This window comes from Alistipes sp. UBA1686 (assembly GCF_002320215.1).
In the GTDB taxonomy this organism is placed as follows: Bacteria; Bacteroidota; Bacteroidia; order Bacteroidales; family Rikenellaceae; genus Alistipes; species Alistipes onderdonkii.
Window position 1 is genome coordinate 233715 of sequence record NZ_DCKA01000018.1, and the last position, 22991, is coordinate 256705.

At 64.0% G+C, this 22991-nt stretch carries 19 protein-coding genes and 1 other RNA gene; 1 reads left to right on the forward strand and 19 read right to left on the reverse strand.

Annotated elements, in window-relative coordinates; translation table 11 throughout:
• Nucleotide 1: 1 nt before the first annotated feature.
• From B3C38_RS08900 to B3C38_RS08980, 17 genes are all read right to left on the reverse strand, one after another.
• Nucleotides 2-3874, reverse strand: coding sequence for a trifunctional MMPL family transporter/lysophospholipid acyltransferase/class I SAM-dependent methyltransferase (locus B3C38_RS08900; protein ID WP_286726740.1), 3873 nt, complete (start codon nt 3872-3874; stop codon nt 2-4).
• The gene (locus B3C38_RS08905; RefSeq protein WP_055211892.1) at nt 3867-5024 is read right to left on the reverse strand and encodes a DUF2062 domain-containing protein; all 1158 of its coding nucleotides are present in this window, start codon (nt 5022-5024) and stop codon (nt 3867-3869) included. Before B3C38_RS08905 ends, B3C38_RS08900 begins: the two co-directional genes overlap by 8 nt.
• The gene (locus B3C38_RS08910; protein WP_055211890.1) at nt 5021-5389 is read right to left on the reverse strand and encodes a beta-hydroxyacyl-ACP dehydratase; all 369 of its coding nucleotides are present in this window, start codon (nt 5387-5389) and stop codon (nt 5021-5023) included. The genes B3C38_RS08905 and B3C38_RS08910 overlap by 4 nt, the downstream gene beginning before the upstream one ends.
• A 17-nt stretch (nt 5390-5406) precedes the next feature.
• Entirely contained in the window at nt 5407-6024 is a 618-nt protein-coding gene (locus B3C38_RS08915) for a LolA family protein (RefSeq protein ID WP_032134694.1), read from the reverse strand.
• Entirely contained in the window at nt 6021-6707 is a 687-nt protein-coding gene (locus B3C38_RS08920; protein ID WP_022333242.1) for a polysaccharide deacetylase family protein, read from the reverse strand. Before B3C38_RS08920 ends, B3C38_RS08915 begins: the two co-directional genes overlap by 4 nt.
• On the reverse strand, nt 6698-7717 hold the full coding sequence (locus B3C38_RS08925; RefSeq protein WP_022333241.1) for a beta-ketoacyl synthase chain length factor: 1020 nt from the start codon (nt 7715-7717) through the stop codon (nt 6698-6700). Before B3C38_RS08925 ends, B3C38_RS08920 begins: the two co-directional genes overlap by 10 nt.
• On the reverse strand, nt 7714-8877 hold the full coding sequence (locus B3C38_RS08930) for a beta-ketoacyl-[acyl-carrier-protein] synthase family protein (RefSeq protein ID WP_286726743.1): 1164 nt from the start codon (nt 8875-8877) through the stop codon (nt 7714-7716). The genes B3C38_RS08925 and B3C38_RS08930 overlap by 4 nt, the downstream gene beginning before the upstream one ends.
• Complete coding sequence (locus B3C38_RS08935; RefSeq protein ID WP_286726744.1) at nt 8874-11027, reverse strand: phosphopantetheine-binding protein; 2154 nt, start codon at nt 11025-11027, stop codon at nt 8874-8876. The genes B3C38_RS08930 and B3C38_RS08935 overlap by 4 nt, the downstream gene beginning before the upstream one ends.
• Entirely contained in the window at nt 11000-11443 is a 444-nt protein-coding gene (locus tag B3C38_RS08940; protein ID WP_022333238.1) for an acyl-CoA thioesterase, read from the reverse strand. Before B3C38_RS08940 ends, B3C38_RS08935 begins: the two co-directional genes overlap by 28 nt.
• Entirely contained in the window at nt 11443-11883 is a 441-nt protein-coding gene (locus tag B3C38_RS08945; RefSeq protein ID WP_022333237.1) for a hypothetical protein, read from the reverse strand. Before B3C38_RS08945 ends, B3C38_RS08940 begins: the two co-directional genes overlap by 1 nt.
• Nucleotides 11859-13217, reverse strand: coding sequence for a lipid biosynthesis B12-binding/radical SAM protein (locus B3C38_RS08950; protein ID WP_286726832.1), 1359 nt, complete (start codon nt 13215-13217; stop codon nt 11859-11861). The genes B3C38_RS08945 and B3C38_RS08950 overlap by 25 nt, the downstream gene beginning before the upstream one ends.
• Entirely contained in the window at nt 13214-14095 is an 882-nt protein-coding gene (locus B3C38_RS08955) for an acyltransferase (RefSeq protein WP_276637571.1), read from the reverse strand. The genes B3C38_RS08950 and B3C38_RS08955 overlap by 4 nt, the downstream gene beginning before the upstream one ends.
• Nucleotides 14085-14333, reverse strand: coding sequence for a phosphopantetheine-binding protein (locus tag B3C38_RS08960; RefSeq protein ID WP_022333234.1), 249 nt, complete (start codon nt 14331-14333; stop codon nt 14085-14087). Before B3C38_RS08960 ends, B3C38_RS08955 begins: the two co-directional genes overlap by 11 nt.
• Nucleotides 14334-14347: 14 nt before the next feature.
• Nucleotides 14348-15571, reverse strand: a complete 1224-nt coding sequence (locus B3C38_RS08965) for a beta-ketoacyl synthase N-terminal-like domain-containing protein (RefSeq protein WP_276637573.1) — start codon at nt 15569-15571, stop codon at nt 14348-14350.
• Nucleotides 15572-15575: 4 nt separating this feature from the next.
• Entirely contained in the window at nt 15576-16316 is a 741-nt protein-coding gene (fabG, locus tag B3C38_RS08970; protein ID WP_286726747.1) for a 3-oxoacyl-ACP reductase FabG, read from the reverse strand.
• 98 nt (nt 16317-16414) lie between these two features.
• Nucleotides 16415-17938 carry an HAL/PAL/TAL family ammonia-lyase gene (locus tag B3C38_RS08975; protein WP_286726749.1) on the reverse strand — a complete coding sequence of 508 codons (1524 nt, stop codon included), beginning with the start codon at nt 17936-17938 and terminating at the stop codon, nt 16415-16417.
• Nucleotides 17939-18125: 187 nt separating this feature from the next.
• Complete coding sequence (locus tag B3C38_RS08980) at nt 18126-19250, reverse strand: aldose epimerase family protein (RefSeq protein ID WP_286726750.1); 1125 nt, start codon at nt 19248-19250, stop codon at nt 18126-18128.
• A 175-nt stretch (nt 19251-19425) separates the two neighbouring features.
• Between B3C38_RS08980 and B3C38_RS08985 the strand changes: the two genes are divergently transcribed.
• Entirely contained in the window at nt 19426-20688 is a 1263-nt protein-coding gene (locus tag B3C38_RS08985) for an anaerobic sulfatase-maturation protein (protein WP_286726752.1), read from the forward strand.
• 166 nt (nt 20689-20854) lie between these two features.
• On the opposite strand, the gene B3C38_RS08990 is transcribed toward B3C38_RS08985, so the two are convergent.
• Nucleotides 20855-22330: a DHA2 family efflux MFS transporter permease subunit gene (locus B3C38_RS08990; RefSeq protein ID WP_022333228.1), complete on the reverse strand. Its 1476-nt coding sequence runs from the start codon at nt 22328-22330 to the stop codon at nt 20855-20857.
• A gap of 181 nt (nt 22331-22511) precedes the next feature.
• Nucleotides 22512-22887: RNase P RNA component class A (gene rnpB / locus B3C38_RS08995), an RNA gene on the reverse strand.
• Between the last annotated feature and the right edge of the window lie 104 nt (nt 22888-22991).

A 22991-nucleotide genomic window follows, 5' to 3' on the forward strand; every position in this document is an offset into this window, starting at 1 on the left:
GTCACTCCTCCTTTCGGCCCTCAGTTTCCCGCCGGGTCAGTATGTATACCGTATTCGATGTGCGCGTGTCCTTGTGCGCGGCGTGTATCTCCATGCCCAGTTCGCGGGCGATCCGGGCCAGCTCGGGCGTCGAGGTGAAATGCAGCCCGCCGTCGGTCTTGTTGAACCCCACGATCTTCGTCGACCACACCTCGGTCATCGCCGTGGCCTTGTGCCGCTCGGCCTTGCCGCTGTCGCCGTCGCGGATGATGATCCGTCCGCCTGCGTTGAGCCGTGCCGCGCAGCGCCCGATGAGCGCCCGTTGTTCTTCGGGGCGCATGTAGTGCAGCACGTCGACCAGCAGGAAGGCGTCTGCCCCGGGCAGCTCCGCCGTGCGCAGGTCGGCGTGGATGAACTCGATGCCCGGCCGCCGCAGGAAGCTCTGTCCGGCCGTCTCGACCTTTTCCGCATCGTAGTCCATGCCGATGACCCGCCGCCGCTCGCAGAGCATGGCGAGCATGTAGCTCAGGGGGCCGTATCCGCACCCGAGGTCTACGACCGCCGCATCGCGCGGCACGATGCGGTCGAACAGCTCGTAGCTCCGCTCCAGCCGCACCTTGACGCGCATGTACCACTCCAGCACGGGGCCCTTGTAGGTGTAACTCTTGATGAGCATGTCGCGGAAATAGGGGTTGCACGGCCTGTTGTAGGTTTCGTACAGCCCGAGGTACTCCCGGCGCATCAGGCGGCAGGCGGCCTTGGCCTGCGCCGAGCAGTTCGCGGGGTCGGCGGCAGCCATGCGCGGCAGCACGCGGCTTACCACCAGCCCGTGTTTGATATAGATGGGCTGCCTTTTCGACGAGATCATGCCGTTGCCGTAGAGGCAGATCGGCAAGATGTCCAGCCCCAGTTCCCCGGCCAGGTAGAAAGCCCCCTTGTGGAAGCGTCCGATCTTCCCGTCCGCCGAGCGCGTCCCCTCGGGGAAGACGATCACGCTGTACCCTTCGGCCACTTTCTGCGCCAGTGCCGGGGCGAGGCGTTCGTATCCGTCCGCCGCGTGGTAGAACCCCAGGTAGCGGACGATACGCCCGAATACCGGCGAACGCCATACCCAGCCGTTGGTCACCATCACGGCCTTGGGGCAGATGCTCAGCAGCACCAGGATGTCGATGAACGACTGGTGGTTGGCGATCACGACCGCCGGTTTTTCGAACTTTTCGCCCGGCTCGTTCAGGCGTATGGTCTTCGTCGTGACCATCGCCCGCAGGAATCCCCGCGTCATGTGGTGGATCGACCACTGCACGATGCGCTGTTTGCGGCGGCGTGCCATCGGCAACGGCCAGAGCGTGAAGATCAGCGCCTGCAACAACTGGCAGCCCGTCACGAACAACCCGAATGCGTAGGCCGTGTTCACGAGGCTCCCCAGCGTGTAGGGCGCCCCGCCCTTTTCGGTCTGCGAGGTGATCAGCATCCGGAACAGCACGGGTTGTATCGTGTAGGAGACCAGCACCACGGCGACGATGCCGAATAGGGAGATCGTCGCCAGCGAGTGCAGTGCCGGGTGGCGTGCGAAGATCAGCGCCCCGAGCCCCACCACGACGGTGAAGGCCGAAAAGAAGATCGCCGTCTTGTGCGTGTCGAGCATCCTGCGCCCGGTCTTGTATTCGCTCAGCAGCCCGTCCATGATGAAGATGCTGAAGTCGTCGCCGATGCCGAAGATGAAGGTCGAGAGGATGATCGTCACGATGTTGAATTCCACGCCGAACATCGCCATCAGTCCCAGGATGATGACCCAGCTGATGCCCATCGGCAGCAGCGACATCAGCGTCAGCTCGATACGCCCGTAGCAGAGGAATAGCGCCACGGTGACAAGTATCGACGAGATCGAGAGTATCAGGTAGAAGTTGTGGTTCACGCTCCGCGCCATTTTCCCGGCGTAGAATGCCCGGTCGGCGACCACGATGTCGTCCGCCGCCGAGAACACGGCGTAAACCTCGTGCTTGCAGCTGTCGGGCAATGTCACATGGCTCAGGAATATGGGTGTCGCGCCGTGCCCGTCGATCCATTCGCGGAATACCTCCCGTGCCGCCGGGGACGAGTAGTCGAGTTTCGTGTACTCCCTTCCGGCCAGTTCCAGTGCGCCGTCGAAGGCCCCTTCGGCGAATCCGTAGCGCCTTTCGCCCTCCCGGATCCCTGCGCGCAGCACTTCGCGGCGCTGCGGCGTCCAGAACTTTCGCCAGCGCTCCAGCCTCAGCAGCTGCTCGGCGCTGTCCACCACGAACGAGGTCACCCCGGCATGGGAGTCGATCTTCCCGGCCTGTTTCAGCGAGTCGAGCTGCCGTCCCAGGCGCAGGTAGCTGTCCACGGCTTCGGCCGGGGTGTCAGCCGCCGTGAGGAAGAGCACCTTCGAACGTTCCCGGTCGTCGTCCATCAGGCGGCCCAGACGCTCCTCGGCCTGCGCCAGATGGGGTGCGTTGTAGTTCAGGTGCATCATGTCGCTGTCGAAGCCGATGCGGTTGAAGAAGAAGAGGCATACCGCCGTGAGCCCGAGTATCGCCGCCACCAGCATGCGGTTGCGGTCGGGGCGCATACCCGTGAGCCGCTCCACGCCTTCCAGCACGGCCGACCCCCCCCCGCGATCCTCCTTACGGATCAGGTGGGGCAGCAGGACGAGGCTGAACAGCGTCGTTCCGACCAGTGTCAGCGAAGCGAAGAGCCCGAAGTCGCGCAGCAGCTGCGAGTCGGTGAAAAGCAGCCCGGCGAAGGCGCCGATGGTCGTGATGCTGCCGATCGTCAGCGGGTAGGCCAGGTCGCGGATGATCTGCCGCGGGTCGTGGCAGTGGTTGGCATGGCAGAGAATGTGTATCGAGTAGCTCAGTGCGATGCCCATGACGACGGTTCCCGCCCCGACGGCTATGGCCGAGATCGTGTGGCACACGAGTGACATGACCGCCAGCGCCAGCAATCCGCCCAGCGCCACGGGGATCAGGGCCAGCAGCACCGACAGCTTGTTGCGGAACGAGAGGGTGATGAACACCACGATGACGAGGATGGCGATGTTCAGCGTCAGCATCATGTCGTGCTTGATCTGCCGCGCGTTGTATGCGGCCACGGCCGGGGCGCCGAAGTAGTCGGCCGAGATGCCCCGGGCGGCGTACTCGGCGTTCAGGCCGGCCAGCACCGCTTCGATCCGCTCCACCAGCCGGTCGCCGATGCCCGTGTCGCTGCTCTCGTACTGGGGCGAAATGAAGACCATCAGCGTCGTCATGTCCTTTGAGAAGAGGTAGTCGTCGAAGAGCGTGTAATTGCCCCCGATATTCAGCTCCTGTAATTTTCCCAGTGCCCCGAACGACAGCCCCAGCGGGTCGTCGTAGATGTATTCGTCGATGAACCCGCCGACGGGCGACAGCAGCCTGCGGTAGTTGCTCTCCATCGCGCGCGCGATGCCCTGCCGCGTGAGGAGCGTGTCCATGCGGGCATAGTCCGCCTCGGTGAGCAGCAGCGGCAGGTGCCCTTGCAGGAACGCCCGCATGTCGTCCACCAGCTCGCTGCCGAACGAAGCCTCGGCCTGTGCCCAGCGGTGGAAAAGCGTATCGGCTTCGAGCAGTTCCACCAGCCGGTCGGCGCAGGCCATCATCCCCTCCGCCGTGGCTCCCGTGCCTTCTGCACCTTCCCGGGCATTTATCATCACGGCGATCTTGTCCTTGATCTTCAGGTTCGAGAATGCCGCCGCGGCCTTCCGCTCCCCGTCGGGGAAGAAGCCGGTGATGTTCTCGCTGAAACGCAGTTGCAGGGCCGCCGCACCCATCGCCGCGACCAGCACTGCCAGCACCGTGCAGAGCAGTGCGCGGCGCCGTTCGAAGAAGTCGTAGAGGGTGATGAAAAGTTTATTCATGGCCGGGCGTGCGTTTACAGAGTACGAGCAGGGCATAGCCGACCGCCATCGCGGCCGCACCGCATACGGCGGCCATCGTGAAGCTGCCCGCGATGTATTGTACGAGGTCTGCGGCCACCCGTTCTAGGGTGATGTCCGAGAGCGAGAGCGGCATGTCGCGCTGCAAGACCTGCGCCCCCGTCCAGTAACTTCCGTAGAGGATGAACGGGATCATCGGCGGGATGCTGATGTTCGAGCTGATAACCGCCACGGCTTTGTTCAGGTGTGTGAAATGCGCCGTAACGGCGGCCGCGATCATCTGGTAGCCCCACAGCGGGGCGATGCCGAAGAAGACGCCCAGCCCGATCGAGGCGGCCAGCCGCGGGTTCGAGTCCTTCGACCGGGTGATGTTGTCGACCACGAAGCGCCGGATGTTTTCCCGGGTGAGCGACCGCAGGAACCGCCAGGGATAATAGAACAGCAGCGCCCCGAGCACGAGCAGCGTGTTGAGGATGCTGATGCGCGTGAAATCCTTGCCCGGGCGGAAATGCGACACGCGCTCGGCCTTTTCGGGGTAGAAAACCCTCACCGGGATGTTGCGCACCTCGATCCCGCGCCATGCGGCGCGTACCAGCACTTCGACCTCGAACTCGTAGCGGCGCGTCGCGAAACGCATCCCCTTCATCCGCCGCACGGGGTAGAGCCGGAACCCCGACTGCGTGTCGTCGAGGCGGATGCCCGTCTCCACGCGGAACCAGAAGTTCGAGAATTTGTTGGCGAAGGTGTTTTTGCCCGGCATGTTGTCCGACCTCAGGTTGCGGGCCCCTACGAGCAGTGCGTCGGGGGTCTTTGCGATCTCTTCGACGAATTTCGGGATGTCCGAGGCGTAGTGCTGTCCGTCCGAGTCGATCGTCAGCATGTAACGGTAGCCGTGCTCCGCGGCGTAGCGCAGCGCCCGGCGCAGGGCGTAGCCCTTGCCCCGGTTCGGAGCGTAGGAGATGCTCCCGACGCCCGCCCCGGCGATTATCCCCGCCGTCGAGTCGGTCGACCCGTCGTTCACCACCAGCACGTCCGTGCAGTAGCGGCGCACGTCTCCGATGACTCGGGCGAGGGTCTTTTCGTTGTTGTAGGTCGGGATCACCGCCAGTATGTCGTTTTTTTCGCTGGTCATAGCTCTTCGCTGACGGTTCCTTTGAGTTTGAGTGCCGTTTTGCCGTTGTTGGCGACGGTGCAAACGAGCTTCTTCGCCGCGGGGCCGTCGTCCGCGAGCCTGATGTCGATCTCCAGCAGTTCGTCCGCCTGCGGTACGACCATGCCGAGGAACTTGCATTCGCGGATGGCTGCATAGCGGAACCTGCGCCCCGTGCCGCGGTTCAGGCATTCCCGTACGAGTTGCAGCGTGCAGACCCCCGGCAGCACCGGGTGCCCCGGGAAATGCCCCCGGTAGACCGGGTGCGACGCATCGAGCCGCACGCGGAAAGCGTAATGCCCCTCCTGGGCCAAGTAGTTGTCTATGCTGGTGAACAGGTCTTGCATCGGGCGTGGTCTCTGGGTTACGGGTTGAACCTTGCGGGGTCGACCGGGAGGTTGAAACGCTTGTTGCGGAATTCGTAGACCGAATGCCCGCCCTCGGTCTCGCAGAGTTCCATGCGGTCTAAGGTCATGTCCCTCAGGTCGAAGCAGAGCGTGATCGAGTCGATGTACTTGCGGGCGCGCTTCGACTCGGGAACCATTTTCACCTCCCCGACACCCTCCTTTTCGGTGTAGCCGATCTGCCACCCCTGGCCGAACTGCGAGAGGTCGCCGGTCATGCTGGCGCGGATCATCAGCGCCACCTGTTGCAGCATGGGGTTGGCCGACGTCGCGGTCTGGGTCACCTGCCCGGCCGTTTTGAGGATGATGCGGTCGTTGCGGATAATCACCTTGTCGCCTTCGGGCACGGTGTAGTCGAGCGCCATGGCCAGACTGTTATCGTAATAGAAGCGGCCTTTGAGCTCGATCTCGTTCTTCATGCGGCGCACCTGTTTGCGCTGCGTGAAGTCGCACTGGATAGTCCTGTTCTCGCGGCTGGCTTCGGCGAGCCGCTCTTTGAACGACGCGGGCAGCCCGGCCCGGGCCGTCAGCCCCGACAGGAGCAGGGCGGGGATGAAAAGAAGTGACGCTATCTTCATGGTTTCTCGGTTTTAAACAGTTCGCATACGGTCGCCGTGCGGTAGCCCCCGCGTTGCAGGTCGTTCAGCACCATCGCCAGTAGCCGTTCGGCACCGGGGCGGTCGTCGTGCAGCAGGATCACCTTGCCGTCGCCCAGCCGTCGGCGGATGCGGCGTGCCACGGCCTCACGGCTGCGCTGCCGGAGCGTGTCGAGCGAGCGGATGCTCCAGCCCACGCAGCGGCTTCCCGTCCGTTTCACGGCGCGTGCCACCATCGGGTTCGTGACCCCGTAGGGGGGCCGGAAAAGGTCGGTTTCCACGCCGGTTATCTCGCGCAGCGACTCCCGGCACCGCAGGATGTCGGCCGCCATCGCCCCGCTTCGCAGCATCGGGAAGCCGGGCGTGTGGCTCCACGTGTGAATGCCGATTGCATGCCCCTCGGCGGCCATACGGCGTACGATCTCCGGGTGCAGTTCGGCCTTGCTGCCGATCAGGAAGAAGGTCGCCCGTACGCCGTGCGCCCGCAGCGTGTCCAATACGCGCGGCGTCTGCTCGGGGTCGGGCCCGTCGTCGAACGTCAGCGCCACGACGCGCCCCGCCGCCCGGTTGCGGCACAGGCTGCGGACATACGCCCCCAGCCTGATCTGGTAGGAGCAGTAGAAAAGGGCGAACCCCGCGGCGATTATGGCGATAATTACATACATGTCAATTCGATGGCGGATACGGTGCTGCCCGGGAAATCGTTGTAAAGCACGATCCTCTGCCCGGCGTTCCCGGTGTCCTCTATGCTCCCGGCGTTCCCGATATTTCCGGCCTTACCCGTATTCCCGGCCTCCCCGGCGACCACACGGCGGAACACCTCGGCGATGGCCGTGAAATGGGGCGTCACGCCGCTCATCGACGCACGTACCGTCCGGCACTCGCCGCTATGCATCGCATTCCCTGGTTCCTCCCCGTTCCCGGCGGCCGTCCCCGTGCCGGGACTTCCCCCGGCCGGGATTTCACGGCCGGCGTTTCCCCCGGCCGATGTCCTTGTGCCGGCATCTTCCCGGGACTGGATTCTTCCCGTGCCGGCGCTTTCCCCGTCCGGGAATTCACTGCCGGCGCTTTCCCCGATGGCTGTGCCGTCCGTGAACCGGATCCCCGTGATCGCCGCGACCGAGGTGTCGAACGCTTCGGCGGTCAGCACGAAGAATACCGACGATTCGCCCCAGCCGCCCTGCTGTGCCATCCCGAGGCGTTGCAGTACCTTTTCGACCGACGGCGTCGTCTCGTCGAACGCCCCGACCAGTACCGCCCGCGACAACCCCGCGCCGATGCGCAGTGCGGCATCCGTCAGGGCGTTCTCGAAGCTCGTCCAGCGGTTGGCGTAGGTCGTGTTGTAGCAGTGCAGCCCGCGCAGCAGGGCGATCTGAGCCCCGACCGTGTTGAACGTCGACTGGATGAACGGCGTCGGGTTGAGCATCCGCTCTTCGTTGGCGATCAGCGAGTCGAGGAATTTCTCGCTGTCGGCGATGCACCCCAGCCCCGTGGCCGTGACGACGGCCTCGACCGCCGCCCGGTCGCCGAATTCCAGCAGCGATTCGATGCCCGCCGCGACGCCCGACTTCACCACGCGGCTCATCCTCCGTCGGAGGTTCATTTCGGGGATCAGCTCCTTGATGTCGCGGCGCAGCCCGGCGTCCGATGTGATGCAGTTGACGTAGAGTTTCATTTGGCAAAGATTAATGAACAGCAGTTGCCGCCGAACCCGAACGAATTGGAGAGCACCGAACGTACGTCGGCCTCTTGCGTCCGTGCTACGGGGTGCAGCCCGAGCTCCGGGATCGGCTCCGCGAATCCGGGGTTGCCGTAGCGCAGCCCGTGTGTGATAGCCAGCACCGCCAATACGGCCTCGATGCCTCCCGCCGCGGCGAGCGCATGCCCCGTATAGCCTTTCGTCGAACTGAACGGCGGCACCTGTCCGCCGAACAGCCGCCGCAGGGCGGTGCCTTCCGTGAGGTCGTTGTTCGGGGTCGCCGTGCCGTGGACGTTGATGTAGTCCACGCAGCGCAGCCCGCTTTGTGCCAGCGCCCCGGCCATGGCGCGGTATGCCCCCTCGCCCGTTTGCGACGAGGCCGTTTGGTGATAGGCGTCGTTGGCATTGGCATATCCCGTCAGGCGGCAGTAGGTGCGCATGCCGGGCCTTTCGTGCGTGAGGACGAGGTAACCCGCCCCTTCGCCCAGGTTCAGCCCGGCGCGCGTGGCGTCGAACGGGCGGCAGGGTTCCCGGTCGAGCACCGAGAGCGAGTTGAAGCCGTTGAGCGTGAAACGGCAGAGGGCATCCGTGCCCCCGGCCACCACATAGTCGGCCATGCCGCTCCCGAGCAGCAGGGCGCCGGTGACGATGGCGTTTGCGGCCGACGAGCAGGCCGTGCTGACCGTCGCCGTGTAACCTCCAATGCCGCAGTAGCGGGCGATCCGTTGCGTGCTGTCGGCACAGTCGTGCCCCGCCACGTCGCGCAGCCGCCCTTTCGCCTTGTCCGTGCGGAAGTCGCGGTAGAAATTCTCCGTCAAATCCATGCCGCCTACCGAGGTGCCCGAGACGAGTGCTACGCGCGCCCCGGCGGGGATCGCCGCATCCGCTACGGCCTGTGCGGCCGCCGCCATGCCCAGCAGGGCGGTGCGGGAGGGATGTTCGCGCTCCGGGATGCCGAGCAGCTCCCCGAGTGCCGCGTTGTCCCGTTTCACTTCGCCCACGGGCACGCCGACAGCCGAACCGGGAAGCGTCGGCTTCCCGATTCCGCTGCGTCCGGTGCGCAGGTTCCCGAGCGTCTCCCCGGCTCCGATGCCGATGGCCGAGATGATCCCTATGCCGCAGACGGCTATGCTCATTGCGGGCGGTTCTTGCGGATAAAGTCGGCCAGCGTGGCTACCGAATAGAATATCGGTTTGGCTTCGGCCGGGTTCGCCAGCCGTATGCCGTAGTGTTTTTCGAGCAGGAGGGTGATTTCCAGTGCGTCGATCGAGTCGAGTCCCAGCCCGTCGCCGAACAGCGGCGCGTCGGTCGCTATCTCGTCGGCGGTGATCTCCTCGAGGTTCAGCGCTTCGATAATTTGTTGTTTGAGTTGCAGTTCCAGATCTTCCATCGTATCTTGTCCCGTTTTTTCGGTTAATGTCAGTTCGCAGTCGTAGCTGCCGCCGTCGAATTCGCACCAGCCCCACAGGACGGCGTCCATGCGCCCTTCGGCGATCAGCGAAGCGGCGTATTCCCGGATAAAGTTACTGCTTTTGTCCGGGAACGCAAAAAAAGTGCTCTCTCCCTTCAGCCCGTGCTTGATCGCCACCTGCCCCAGCATGATGTTGGGCAGCGTGTAGACGAACACCGCCGGTGAAGCCCCGCACCCGTCCCCGGCGTCGATAATCGCCTGGTGGCGCCGGTCGCTGTCGAGCGAGGCGCTGCGGTTGGCCATCACCACGCCGATGCGCTCCGCCGGGCAATCGGGCCTGTGTCCGGAGAGCAGTTCGCACGAGGCGACGTAGGCCAGCTTGCACAGGTCGTCCATCTTCGAGAACTTCATGTTCGGGTCTGCGAGCGCCCGGTATCTTTCGCGGATGAAGGCGTCGAACGGCAGCGAAGGGTGTTGCGCAATGACGACGTGTGCCGTATCGTGACAGCGGATTCCGCTGCCGTGTCGTCCTGTGCCGGTTTCCGCATGGCCGCCGGCCTTTTCTCCGGTGTCCGGGTTCCGGTCCCCGACCGCATTTTTGCCGTGCCCCCGGTCATTCGCGCTCATAGCCGTTCCGCTTCGGGCACGGGCTGCCTCCGGGCAGTCGTTCCCGCCTTGCGTCCCTGTGTCCGGTTCGCTGCCTTGTCCCGCCGTCGTTTCATTTCCGGGCGCGGCGTTGGGGCCCGCTGCGCGGCGGAATACGACCGCGGCGTTGCAGCCCCCGAATCCCGAGGCGGTTTTCAGCGCCGTGTCCGTTTGTATCTTGCGGTGCGCGGCGCTTAAGTCGGGCGAGTAGGGTACCCCGCACTCCGCGTAGCCCTTCACCCCGAAGCAGGTGCCCTCGCACAGCTCACGTACCGTAACGATGCTCTCGATCACGCCCGAAGCCCCCAGCGTATGTCCGAAATAGGGCTTCAGCGAGTTGCAGGGTACGCCGCACAATCCCGCCAGGTGCAGCGCCTTGCTCTCCATCTCGTCGTTGTAGGCGGTCGCCGTGCCGTGGGTGTTTACCAGCCCGACCTCCCTGGCTCCGGTTCCCGCCTCGGCGAGTGCCGCGCGGATGGCGTACCAGAGCCCGTCGCCAGTGCGCGAAGGCGCCGATATGTGGTTGGCGTCGTTCGAAATTCCGCCTCCCGCCACGCTCACGCCCGTGCCCGAGAGCCGTCGGTCGCGTGTCAGCAGGACGGCGCCGCACGCTTCGCCCAGCGTCAGCCCGTCGCGTGCCGCATCGTAGGGACGGCAAAGCGTCGGGCTCACCGACTTGAAGGCGTTGAATCCGCTGACGATGAAGTCGCACAGCAGGTCGAATCCCGCCACGAAGACATGGTCGTACCGGCCGCTGCGGATCAGCCGTGCCGCGATGACGATGGCCGAAACGCCCGAGATGCAGGCGTTCGAGACCAGCAGCGGCCGGTGCGCGGCGCCGAAATGACGCCCCACGACTTCCGCCGTCCTGTTCAGGTCGCATCGCTCCGGGGCGCTCCCCAGCGACCCGATCTCCCCTTTGGTCGTCGCCAGGACGATCAGCACCCGCTTGTCGGCGGGCGTGACCCCCGAGCGGGCGACCACCCCGCCCAGCGTCGCCAGCACGAGCCGTTCCAGGGGCGTATATCCCGCGAGTCCCTGCTCCGCCGCCAGCGCTCCGAGCCGCTTCCGGTCGATCAGGCATACGGGTGTGGCGTCGTGCCACGACGCCAGCGAGCTTTTCATGGCACGTACGGCGGCCATGTTCTCCTCCGTGCCGAAGCCCAGCGCCGATACCATGTCGTCGGGGCCCCACCAGACCGTTATTTCACCTCCCATCGCTCTTTCCATTTGCGGTAGAATTCCGGCGCGAGCAGTTGCAGTTCGCCCCGGCTGTCGAGAAACACCTGTGTCGAGCTGCCTTCGGCCACCACTTCGCCGTCGGTGGCGCTGCGAATCGTGTACTCGAAACAGACCTTCGCCGCCTCGGTGGCGATATAGCGGGTTTCCACTACGGCCGTGTCATTCACTTTCAGCGGTTTCCTGTATTGCAGGTGCAACTCGACGATCGGCGCCGTGTAGCCGCTGGCATAGATGTCCATGTAACCCAGCCCTGCGAATTCGCGGCCGAACGCCTCGCGCCCGTCCTCGAAATAACGCACGTATTCGCCGTGCCACACGATCTGCATCGAATCCACTTCGCTGAACCTCACGCGCAGCGATGTCTTGTTCACGAGGCTCGCCTCGCTCTTTTTCCTGCGTACCATCACTCTTCCAGGTATATTTTCATCCGGCACTCGGCGACGGGTTTCCCGTCGCATTCCGTCCGTGCCGAAAGAAGCGTTACGTTCATCACCGTCTGCTCGACCATGTTCTGGGTGACGAGCCTGCTGCCCACCGGCGGCAGGAAGTGCACCTTCAGGTCGTTCACGGCGCCGATGTACCCCAGCTGCACTCTTCGGCCCATCGTGCGGTTCATGTAACCCGCCCTCAGGGCGGCCGACTGTGCGATGTGCTCCACGATGCCGCACTCGTCCAGCACCCCGTCCGCGACGAACAGGTTGTCCGCCGTAACGGTCAGCCCGCTGCGTGCGCACCCCCGCTCGTCGATGCCGTAAAAGGTGTCGACCATCACGACCGGCGGGCGCTGCGGGATGTATTCCAGTATCTCCTCCCCCGTAATCAGGGTTTTCTCAGGTACTCCCATAAAGGCCCTTTTTTATTTCGTTTCAACCGCAGCGTATCCGCCAGCGCGCTCTGCGGGTCGTCGGGGAAAACCCACGCCTTGCCCGTGGCCAGCGCGGCAGGCCGCACCTGTTCCAGGTCGAAGTCCGGCGAGAGGTAGTAGGTCGGCCCCAGCAGGTCGTCGTCCCGGCCGACGACACCCTCTTTCGCGGCCAGCTCCGCCAGCCGCGTATGCGGGTAGATGCGCATGCCCGCATAGGGGAACATGACGGTGTACTCCATCCGCCGCGAGTTTTCGATTGTTTCGCGCATGTTTTCGCGCGTGTCGCCGTAGCCGCCCAGGATCAGGAAGTGGGCGTAGTAGACACCCTCGTCCAGCGCGAGCCGGCTTGCCCGCTCGACGTCGCCGAACGTGAAACGCTTGCCGTAAGCCTCCAGCGTCCGGTCGCAGAATGACTCGGTGCCGAATTCGATGTGCGTAAGCCCCGAAGCCCGGAACAGCCGCATCTGCTCTGCGTCGATGCCTCGCGGCGAGAAGTAGGCGCCCCAGCGGATATCCGTGCGGCGGCGGATCAGCGTCTCGGCCAGCCGGACGTTGTATTCCGGGCCGATGTTGAACACCGAGTCGGTGAAAAACAGGTAGCTGATCCCGTAGTCGCGCTTGGCGCGCAGGATATTTTCGGCGATGGCCTCGGGATCCATCGTCCGCACGCACCGCCCGTCGATCGAGGGGTACGAACAATAGATGCAGTCGTAGGGGCATCCCCGCTTGGTCTGTATGTTGAGCATCCCGCTCCGCTTCCAGTAATAGCCCGTCAACTCGGGCTCGAACTGCACCTCGATCGACGGCAGGTAGCTCCTGCGGCCGCTTCCGCGGCGTCCGTCGCGGGTATAGACCGACGGGATGTCGATCTCCGTCCGGCCGCGCTCCAGCGCCCCGATCAGCTCTGCGAGCGGCTCTTCGCCCTCACCGTGGATGCCGTAGTCGGCGCCCAGCTCCCGCATGAAGGCCTCGGGGTAGATCGAGAACCCTGCGCCGCCGATGATCAGGGGGGCGTCGCTTGCCGCGCGTATGACGTCTGCCAGCACCTTGTACTGGGGCAGGAAACCCCGCCGGTCGAGCGAGTTGGCCCCGTCGACATTGCGCAGCGACAGCCCGATGTAACGGGGTGCCAGCGTGCGGATGCGTTCCGCGAGTTGTGCGTCGGAAAGCAGGTTGCAGTCCGCAATATCGACGCGTATCCCGTTTATCGTGCGCTCCAGGTAGGTTTTCAGATACGAAAGTCCGAGCGGATAAACGGGGTAGGGCGAGGTGTGCCGGTTGGCCGATACGAGTAATATGCTGCATGCGCTCACGACCAAAACCGATAGAAGTTGAACCACTGCTGCGGGTAGCGTCTCACCACGGCCTCGAGCGAGCGTACGTAGCTGCCCAGTATGGCCTCCTTCGTGCCGCACCCGTCCTCGTCCGGGATGTCGAAGATGAAGCGGTAACGCCTGCCGCGTTCGCGCATGGCATAGTAGAAGACCACCGGGGCGCGGAATTTCCCGGCGACAGCGAACGGCCCCGCCGGGAACGGCGCTTCGTGCCTCATGAAAGGTAGCGTCACCGTCGGGCTGCCCTCGACGAAGCGGTCGCCCTGGAAGCAGACGTACTCCTTGCGGTCGAGCACCTCCTTGATGCGGAGGATCGACTCGATGCCGCCCTCGTTCACCGCGATCACCTTGTAGCCCTCCTGCCCGCAATGTTTCTCCATGACGTTTTTGATCTGCCGGTATTCGGCGTCGTACATCACCAGGTGCATCTTGCGGGCGTAGTCCCCGAAGAACCCGGCCCCCGTGCCCCAGCATCCGACGTGTGCGCCGATGATCACCGCCCCGCGCCCGCCGTCGAGTACGCGCAGGAAAGCGTCGTAGTTTTCGAATTCGAATTTGTATTTCCGCTCCATGCCGCTGCCGATAGCCACCCGGTCGATGATCGTCTGCCCGAGCGCATAGTAGTGGGCGTAGAGCTTCACCGCCGAGTGCAGCCTGCCGTATCCCAGGATGCGGCGGTTATAGAACCATACGGCCCGCGTGGCGCGGGGTGCGAAGGGGATGAAATAGACGACTACCAGCGAGAGGAAGGCATACGCGCTGCGTATTCCGGCCACCTTCATCAGCAGGATGAAGAAATTGTACCCGAAACCGCCGCCGCGCGAGCGTCCGCTCCACTGTTTGCCGTTATTTCCCATTCGTCCGGCTGATAATCAGGTCGTAGAAGTCCCGGAAGGTCTTCAGCTCCTTGAAATCGGGGCCCGTGAGCGTTACGCCGAAGTTCTTGTCGACGATCACCACGACGTCCACCAGGTCGAGGCTGTCCAGGTCGAGCGTCTCCAGCAGCGGGGCTTCGGGCGTGATGGTCGTCCGGTCGACTTCGAATTCATCGGCCAGTACGGTATCGATCTTTTCTATGAGTTCCTGTTCTGTCATTTTTAGGAAAGGGTTTATTTGTATTTCTTAACGATCAGGGTCGAGTTGGTGCCGCCGAAGCCGAACGAGTTCGAGAGGAAACAGTCGAACTCCGTGTCTACCCTGCGGGTGGGGATGTTGAGCTTCGAGGTGGCCTCGTCGCCCTCGGTGAAGTTGATGTTCGGGGCGATGAACCCGTGCCGCATCATCAGCATCGAGTAGACCACTTCGCTGGCCCCGGCCATCCACATTTCGTGGCCGGTCATCGACTTGGTCGACGCCACGTAGGGGTTGCATCCGGCGAATACCCCGGCTATCGCCTCCGCCTCGTTGTAGTCGCCCAGCGGCGTCGAGGTGGCGTGCGCATTGACGTAGGGGATCTCTTCGGGCCGCATTCCGGCGTCCTCCAGACACCGCAGCAGCGAACGGCGCGGGCCGTCGACGTTCGGCACGGAGATATGCTCGCCGTTCGACGAGAACCCGTACCCGACCACTTCGCCCAGGATTTCGGCGCCCCGTGCGACGGCCGATTCATGGCTTTCGAGGATCACCGTCGCCGCGCCTCCGCTCGGCACCAGCCCGTCGCGGTCTTTGTCGAAGGGGCGCGATGCCGCCGCGGGATCCGATTCGCGGGCCGAGAATGCCCCCAGCCCGTCGAAGCTGCCCACCGAGTAGAGGTTTACCTCCTGTGCGCCGCCGCAGACCACGCGCTCCTGCAACCCCTGCCTGATCATCAGGTAACCCATGCCGATGGCGTGCGACCCGCTGGCGCAGGCCGCCGAGAGCGTGAGGTTGATGCCCCGCAGGTTGAAGATCACCGAGAGGTTCATCGTCACGGTCGAGTTCATCGACTGGAAAATATTGCCCGAGCCGACCATCGCCGTGTTCCGCCTGGCGCGGATGATGTCGATCCCCTCGATCACCGGCGCCGCACTGCTGTCGTTGCCGTAGATGATTCCCACCTCGTTCGCCGCCAGGTAGGCCTCGTCCATTCCGGCGTTGCGCATCGCCTCGGCGGTGGCCATGTAGGCATATTCGCCCTGCTGGGGCAGACACAGCCGCTTGCGGCGGTCGAGCACCCCTTTCAGGTTCGGTTGTTCCACGATCCCCGTCAGCGACGAGATGTATCCCAGCTCCCTGCGCGCCGGGTCGAGCCCGATGCCCGAGCGTCCTTCGCGGAGCGACTGCGTGACTTCTTCCGTATTTTTTCCGATGCAGGCCCAGATGCCCATTCCGGTGATAACTACTCTCTTCTCCATGGTCTCAGGTATATAATCCCCCGTTGATCGAAATGACCTCCCCCGTGATGTAGGAGGCCTCGTCCGAGATGAGGAACATCGCCAGGTCGGCGACTTCGGCCGGTTCGCAGAAGCGCCCGGCGGGTATCTGTTTGCGGAGCTCCGCCTCGTCGATGTCGGCGGTCATGTCCGTGCGCACGAATCCCGGGGCGATGGCATTCACCGTCACCCCCTTTTTGGCCACCTCCTGCGCCAGCGCCTTCGTCGCGGCGATCACGCCGCCCTTGGCCGCGGCGTAATTGGCCTGCCCGGGCAGCCCCTTGATGCCCGAGAGCGAGACGATGTTGACGATGCGCCCGAACCGGTTCACGAGCATCCCCTTGAGCAGCGGCCGCGTGACGTTGTAGAACCCGTCGAGGCTGGTGCCGATCACCGAGTGCCACTGCTGCGGTTCCATCCACATCATCAGCACGTCGTCGCGGATGCCCGCGTTGTTCACCACCACCTCGATGCAGGCGCCTTCGTGCGCTTTCTGCCATGCCTCGATGGCCGCCGTGCTCTCTTCGCCCGAGGCCACGTCGAATTGCAGTGCCTCGCCGTCGCCGCCTGCGGCGCGGATGCCCGCAAGGGTCTTTTCGGCCTCGGCGGCGTTCGACTTGTAGTTGACGAGCACGTGGTAGCCGCACCCGCCCAGTTTGAGGCAGATTTCGCGGCCTATGCCCCGGCTGCCGCCGGTCACGAGTGCGTATTTATTCGTTTTTGCCATTTTCTGCGGTTATAGCTTGCTGCAACTCCTCGCCCAGCGAGCGGCGAAAGCGCCGGAAAGACAGCACAATGTCGCGGTCAGGGTGGTCAGGAGCTTTTTCATAGGGAAGCGGAATTGTTTTTCAGGAAATTTTCGATGGCGGCGATCTCCCTGTGCTTGGGCGTGTCGTCGGCAAAGCGCGGCACGATGCCCCGGATGTCGGCATACAACTGCCGCGTGGCGTCGGAGAGCTCCCCGGCGCATTGCAGGTAGTCGGCGGCCTGCACCAGCGCCAGCATCTCGATCGCGGCGACCTGGTAGCCGTTCTCCACGACCTGCCGCGTGAGCATCGCCGCGTTGGTTCCCATGCTCACGATGTCCTGGTTGTCGTTGTTGTTGGGGATCGAGTGGACGTACATCGGGTTGGAGAGCGTTTGCGACTCGGCCGTGGTCGAGGTCGCCGTGAACTGCGCTGCCTGCAACCCGTAGTTGAGCCCCAATTTGCCGAGGTTTACGAACGGCGGCAGCGTCTCGTTGATCCGGTCGTGGAAAAGGTAGTTCAGCTGCCGTTCGGCGAGCATCGTCATCTTCGTCACGGCGATCTTGAGCTTGTCCATCTCCAGCGACACGTAGTCGCCGTGGAAATTCCCGCCGTGGTAGATCGTCCCCGCCGCGGGGTCTACCACCGGGTTGTCGTCCACCGCGTTGAACTCCTCGACGAGGATTTTCTCGGCCTGGGAGATCGTTTCGAGCACCGGCCCCAGAATCTGGGGGATGCACCGCAGCGAGTAGTAGGGCTGTACCTTGTGCCTGAAGGTGGGTGCCGCGCCCGTGTCGCCGCTGTAAAGTTCCGCTTCGCGCTTGCGCAGCCGGCGGCTCGAGGCGCATATGGCGCGCATCTGCCGGGCGATCTCGATCTGCCCCGCGTGGAGTTTGTATTCGTTGAGCGCTCCGGCCATGAAGTCGTCGTACGACTCCACGATTTCGTTGAGCATCACCGACGCTTTCACGGCCCATTCCAACAGGCGGCGCGCCTGGGCCAGATTCACCAGTCCGATGCCCGTCATCACGGCCGTGCCGTTCGTGAGCGCCAGCCCGTCGCGGATGCGGAGCCTGAGGGGCGTTATGCCGCATGTCGCCATCGCTTCGGTAGCCGGGACGGTTTCGCCCCGGAACGAGACCTCCGCCTCGCCGATCAGCGCCAGTGCGATATGCGCCAGCTGCACCAGGTCGCCGCTTGCGCCCACGCTGCCGTGGCGCGGCACGAGCGGGTAAATTTCGTTGTTGAGGAAATCGGCCAGTATCCGCACCACGTCGGGGTGTACGCCCGACTTGGCGTTGAGGAACGTTTGCAGCCGCGCCAGCATCGCCGCCCGCACGCAGATGTCGGGCAGCGCCTCGCCCGCGCCGCAGCTGTGCGAACGGATGATGTTGTACTGGAGGCTGTTCAGGTCGGCGTCGCCGATCCGGTACTGCGCCATGGGGCCGAACCCCGTGTTGATGCCGTAGATGACCTTTCCCTGCTCGAATTTCTCCAGGAAACGGTAACACGCCTCCACTTCGCGCAGCGCCTGGTCGTCGATCCGTATTGCGGTCTTGTTGAAAATCTGGTCGTTTATGGTATTTAGGTTCGAACGTAGCATTTTTTGAGCCGATTTATGGCTCCAAAATTACAAAAACTATCTCAATAAATATTTATAAGTTTGTTTTTTTGTTTATATCGTCGGGCGATGCATCCGGGTGCCTAAGGCTGCGGACGGCATCCGTGCCCCGTGAAAACGACGGAGGGCACCACCGGGTGCCCTCCGCCGCCAAAGCATATTCTGCGTGTTATTTCACGCCGAACTTGTAGATGCAGACCTGCGTATAGGTCTCCCCGGGGCGCAGTACCGTCGAGGGGAAATTGTCGTGGTTGGGGCTGTCGGGGAACTTCTGCGTTTCGAGCGCCAGCGACTCGCGGTAGCGCTGCGGCTTGCCGTATTTGCCGATGCTCGTGCCGTCGAAGAAGTTGCCGCTGTAAACCTGCAGTCCGGGCTGGTCGCTCAGCACCTCGATGGTACGTCCCGAGGCGGGTTCCCAGACCGTGGCGGCCTGCTCGATGCCGCTTGGGGTCTTGCGGTCGATGACCCAGTTGTGGTCGTATCCGCCGCCGTTGCGCAGCTGTTCGTTCTCCGCTCCGATGCGCTCGCCGATGGCGTGCGGCTCACGGAAGTCGAACGGCGTACCCTCTACCGGGGCAATCTGGCCCGTGGGGATCAGCACCGAGTCCACCGGGGTGGTGTGGCTGGCGTTGATCGTCATCACGTTGTCGAGCACCGTGCCGTTGCCTTCGCCCTTGAGGTTGAAGAACGGGTGGTTCGACATGTTCACCACGGTCGGTTTGTCGGTAGTGGCCTTGTAGTCGATGCGGAACTCGTTGTCGGGCGTGAGCGAGTAAGTCATCTCGATATCCAGGTTGCCCGGGAACCCGTCCTGTCCGTCGGGATGGAGGTAATGCAGCACGAGTTTGTCGTCCGAGGCCGATACCACGTCCCATACCACGCGGTCTACGCCCAGAAGTCCGCCGTGCAGCGTCTGCCCGTTGTTGTTCACCGGCAGGGTGTATTCCACGCCGTCGAGCGTGAAGCGCCCCTTTGCGATGCGGTTGGCGTAGGGGCCTACCACGGCGCCGAGGAACCGTTCGCCCGTGTTGTCTGTGTAGCGGCCGATGTTTTCGTAGCCCAGTACGATGTCCTCGTAGCGGCCTTCGCGGTCGGGCGTCCAAAGCGATACGACGCGGGCGCCGTAATTGGTGACCTGCATGGTGATGTCGCCTGCATGGAGCGTGTAGAGTGCGACTGGTTTGCCGTCGACGGTGGTCTGGAATGCCTCTTCGGGCAGCAGCGGGAGTTCCGTTTTCTGCACGCCGCACGCAGCCAGCAGCGACATGCCGAGTAGGATAAGCGATTTTTTCATCGGTTTCGGGGGTTTTAAGTTTTTTCAGCACGTAAAGTTATACGATTCCGGCGAAAAAACGTACGCCGCGGCCCGGTTTTTTGCCGGAGCCCGTACGGTTTCGGCACGCTTTCGGACATTTGCGGCGTATATTGGAGGGATTTTGCTATTTTTGTCCGGGACATCAGCCCGCTCCATGAAACAGAAGCAGATATTTACGTTCCGCGACGCGGAGAAACAGGTCGCCCCCGCGGCCTTTTCGATCATGCTCAAACCGGCGGGCTCGGCCTGCAACCTCGACTGCCACTACTGCTACTATCTCGACAAGGCGGTGCAGTACGGCGGCCGCCAGGCCGTGATGGACGACCAGCTGCTGGAGCTCTGCATAAAACAGTACATCCGGGCCAATGAGGTCGACACCGTGCAGTTCTGCTGGCACGGCGGCGAGCCGTTGCTGCTGGGGCTGGATTTCTACCGCCGGGCGATGGAGCTGCAGCGCAGGTACGCCGACGGCAAACGGATCGAGAACACGTTGCAGACCAACGGTACGCTGGTCGACGAGGCGTGGTGCGACCTTTTCGCAGCCAACAATTTTCTGGTCGGCCTCTCGCTCGACGGGCCCGGGGATATCCACGACGCCTTCCGCCTGACCAGGGGCGGCAAACCGACCTTCGAGCGCGTGATGCGGACGGTCGGGATGTTCCGGCACAGCGGCGTGGAATTCAATACGCTGAGTGTCGTGAACCGGTGCTGCGAGGGGCGCGGCGGGGAGATCTACCGCTTCTTCCGCGACGAGGTGCACAGCCGCTTCATGCAGTTCCTGCCCGCCGTCGAACACGTCGTCGGCAAACCGGGACACCACCGTCCCCTGATCGTCCCGCCCGGACACGAAGGGGCGCGGCTGGCCGGCTGGTCGGTCTCGGCCGAAGGCTACGGGCGTTTCCTGTGCGATGTGTTCGATGAGTGGGTCGTAAGCGACGTGGGGCGCTGTTTCGTGCAGTTGTTCGACGCCTCGCTGGCGCAGTGGTGCGGTGTGCGGCCGGGCGTCTGCTCGATGGGTGAGACGTGCGGCGACGCGCTGGTCGTCGAGCACAACGGCGACGTCTACCCGTGCGACCATTTCGTCTACCCCGGGTACAGGCTGGGCAATATCCGTGAGACGCCCCTTGCCGAGCTCTACCGCTCGCAGAAACGCCGCGAATTCGGGCTGGACAAACGCAACACGCTGCCCGCCGAATGTCTGCGGTGCAACTACTATTTCGCCTGCCGGGGCGAATGTCCCAAGCACCGTTTCGCCCGCGGGGCCGACGGCAGCCCCAAGAATTCACTCTGCGAGGGGCTGAAACGTTATTTCCGCCACGTCGAACCCTATATGGAATACATGCGCGACCTGCTCGCGCGGCAACAGTCCCCGGCCTGGGTCATGCCTTTCGCCCGCAGGCGCATGGGGCTGATGTAGCCGTCCGTTGCCGATCCGGCGCCCCGGCATACACCTGTCCGGCCTTCCCCGCCTTCCCGGTTCTGCTCCTCCCGGCTTTGTGCCTCTCCCGGCTTCCCGTTTTGGCTCCCGGCGCGTTGGCTTGGCTTACCCGGTTCTTCGGTTCGGCCGTCCCAGCTTTCCCGGTTTAACTTTCCCCGGCCTCCCCGGCTGCTCCCGGGTTTCCTGCCGGCGTTTTCTTTCGTTTTTTGCGGAATACCCACAGCAGCGGCAGCCCGGCCGCGAGGGTCAGCCATGTCACTACGCCCAGCGCGTCGGTCACCCCCTCGACATAGGTTTGGGAGGCCGATACCGTTTCGTGCGCCGCATGGAAAGCCGTCCGGGCCGAGTAAACGGCTGTCAGGATGGCGATGCCGACGCTTCCAGCCAACTGTTTGATGCTGTTCGAGATACCCGCCGCAGCGGCCATGTCGTGCTGCGTGAGGTTCCGCAGCGAAAAGAAGTTCAGCGGGGCGAACGTGAGCCCCATGCCCAGCCCGCGGATGTAGAGCACGAAGAGGATGTGCCGGTGGGTGGTGTGGAGCGTGAAACGGCTGGCCAGCCAAAAGCTCGTCGCCAGCAGCAGGATGCCCGCCGCCGCGAGCAGCAGGGGTTTGACATAGCGCGTGAGGTAACCCGATACGGCCGACAGCACTCCTTGTATGAGCCCCACGGGCAGGAATACGCTCCCGGCCGTCAGCGCCGTGTAGCCCAGCCCGCGCTGCATGTAGAGCGGCAGCAGGTAGGTGCCGCCCAGCATGCCGATCGAGAAGAGCGTCAGCACGGCCATCGAAACCCCGAAGTTGCGCTCCCCGAGCAGGCGCAATTGCAGCAGCGGCGCCGGGCTGCGCAGCTCCGTGCGGACGAAGTAGGCGAGCGCCACGGCCGCCACGGCGAAACAGCCGATCACCGTGGGCGACGCCCAGCCGTCGTGGTTGGTCGGCGAGTTGCCCCGCGCCAGCGCGTAGATCGCCAGCGGCATGAAGAGCGCGATGGCCACGAATCCCCGCCAGTCGAACGGGTGCCGCGCCGGGCTTTTCCACTCCTTCTGGATGAAGAGCGCCAGCAAGATGGCGAACACCCCCACGGGGACGTTCACGTCGAAAATCCGGTGCCAGCTGTATGCGTCGACCAGGTAGCCGCCCAGCAGGGGGCCGAACGAGATCGACGCGGCGGCGGCCATTGCCCACAGGCCGAGCGCCAGGCCGCGCTGCTCGGGGCGGAATTCGCGGGTCACGATCGCCAGTCCCAGCGACTGGATGATGCCGCTGCCGACGCCTTGCAGGGCGCGTGCCCCGATCAGAAACAGGTCGCCCGGGGCTTTGCCGCAGAGCCACGACCCGAGCGTGAAGAGCGCCAGCCCCAGGATATAGATGCGTTTGTTCCCGAAGCGGTCGGCGAACCAACCCGCCGAGGGGAGCATGACGGTCATGGTGATCATGTAGGCGGTGATGACCCATTCGGCCGTCGAGATGCCGATGCCGAAAGCCGACATGATGGCCGGCAGCCCGACGTTGACTACCGTCACGTCCAGCACGGCCATGAACGTCCCGAGCATGATCATGCCCAGGATCCACCATTTGTAAGCGTTGCTTTGCCGGATATGTTCGCCGAGGGTCGCCATCGGCGGGCGATACGTCAAAAAAAATGCCATGCTGCCGATGCCTGCCGCATGGAATGCCCGTCCTTCTGCGTTTTTCTTTCCCGGGCTTCTCTGCTTCCCCGGGTACTGCTCCCGCTCCCGCCGTCCGTCCCGTTGCGGTAGCGGCCCGAAAAAGGGGATGCCGCTTTTTGGCGGCATCCCCGTACGTGCAGGCCCTGTAAGCCGGGTTCTGTTCCCGGGGCGAACCCCGGGCCCCTGTCATTTATCTAGGGCGGCAGTCTCCTGCCGTCTCAAGCAACCTACCCCCCGGCATCGGGCGAGCAACCCTTAATTGCCGGTATACACGGTCTTGCAACCCGCGAGACGTACTGCCGGGCGGCATCGCTGCCCCCGCGGTGGGCTCTTACCCCGCCTTTTCACCCTTACCCGCCGGGATTACGGAAATCCCCTGCGGGCGGTCGTTCTCTGTTACGCTCCTATACCCTCACGGATATCAAGTCGTTAGCTTGCGCGGTGCTCTGTGTTGCCCGGACTTTCCTCTCCCGGCCTCGGCCGGCAGCGACAGGGCGGGCCTGCCCCGCAAAGGTAATAAAATTCGGCGGATTCCCGCTCCGCGGTTGCGATTTCCGGACATAAGCCGGGAATATCCCGGCTTGCCGCCATGGTATTCGCGTCCATGCCG

Coding starts and splice junctions, on each gene's coding strand:
- B3C38_RS08900 (WP_286726740.1), bottom strand. CDS start 3,874: ATGAATAAACTTTTCATCACCCTCTACGACTTCTTCGAACGGCGCCGC.
- B3C38_RS08905 (WP_055211892.1), bottom strand. CDS start 5,024: ATGACCAGCGAAAAAAACGACATACTGGCGGTGATCCCGACCTACAAC.
- B3C38_RS08910 (WP_055211890.1), bottom strand. CDS start 5,389: ATGCAAGACCTGTTCACCAGCATAGACAACTACTTGGCCCAGGAGGGG.
- B3C38_RS08915 (WP_032134694.1), bottom strand. CDS start 6,024: ATGAAGATAGCGTCACTTCTTTTCATCCCCGCCCTGCTCCTGTCGGGG.
- B3C38_RS08920 (WP_022333242.1), bottom strand. CDS start 6,707: ATGTATGTAATTATCGCCATAATCGCCGCGGGGTTCGCCCTTTTCTAC.
- B3C38_RS08925 (WP_022333241.1), bottom strand. CDS start 7,717: ATGAAACTCTACGTCAACTGCATCACATCGGACGCCGGGCTGCGCCGC.
- B3C38_RS08930 (WP_286726743.1), bottom strand. CDS start 8,877: ATGAGCATAGCCGTCTGCGGCATAGGGATCATCTCGGCCATCGGCATC.
- B3C38_RS08935 (WP_286726744.1), bottom strand. CDS start 11,027: ATGGAAAGAGCGATGGGAGGTGAAATAACGGTCTGGTGGGGCCCCGAC.
- B3C38_RS08940 (WP_022333238.1), bottom strand. CDS start 11,443: ATGGTACGCAGGAAAAAGAGCGAGGCGAGCCTCGTGAACAAGACATCG.
- B3C38_RS08945 (WP_022333237.1), bottom strand. CDS start 11,883: ATGGGAGTACCTGAGAAAACCCTGATTACGGGGGAGGAGATACTGGAA.
- B3C38_RS08955 (WP_276637571.1), bottom strand. CDS start 14,095: ATGGGAAATAACGGCAAACAGTGGAGCGGACGCTCGCGCGGCGGCGGT.
- B3C38_RS08960 (WP_022333234.1), bottom strand. CDS start 14,333: ATGACAGAACAGGAACTCATAGAAAAGATCGATACCGTACTGGCCGAT.
- B3C38_RS08965 (WP_276637573.1), bottom strand. CDS start 15,571: ATGGAGAAGAGAGTAGTTATCACCGGAATGGGCATCTGGGCCTGCATC.
- fabG (WP_286726747.1), bottom strand. CDS start 16,316: ATGGCAAAAACGAATAAATACGCACTCGTGACCGGCGGCAGCCGGGGC.
- B3C38_RS08975 (WP_286726749.1), bottom strand. CDS start 17,938: ATGCTACGTTCGAACCTAAATACCATAAACGACCAGATTTTCAACAAG.
- B3C38_RS08980 (WP_286726750.1), bottom strand. CDS start 19,250: ATGAAAAAATCGCTTATCCTACTCGGCATGTCGCTGCTGGCTGCGTGC.
- B3C38_RS08985 (WP_286726752.1), top strand. CDS start 19,426: ATGAAACAGAAGCAGATATTTACGTTCCGCGACGCGGAGAAACAGGTC.
- B3C38_RS08990 (WP_022333228.1), bottom strand. CDS start 22,330: ATGGCGACCCTCGGCGAACATATCCGGCAAAGCAACGCTTACAAATGG.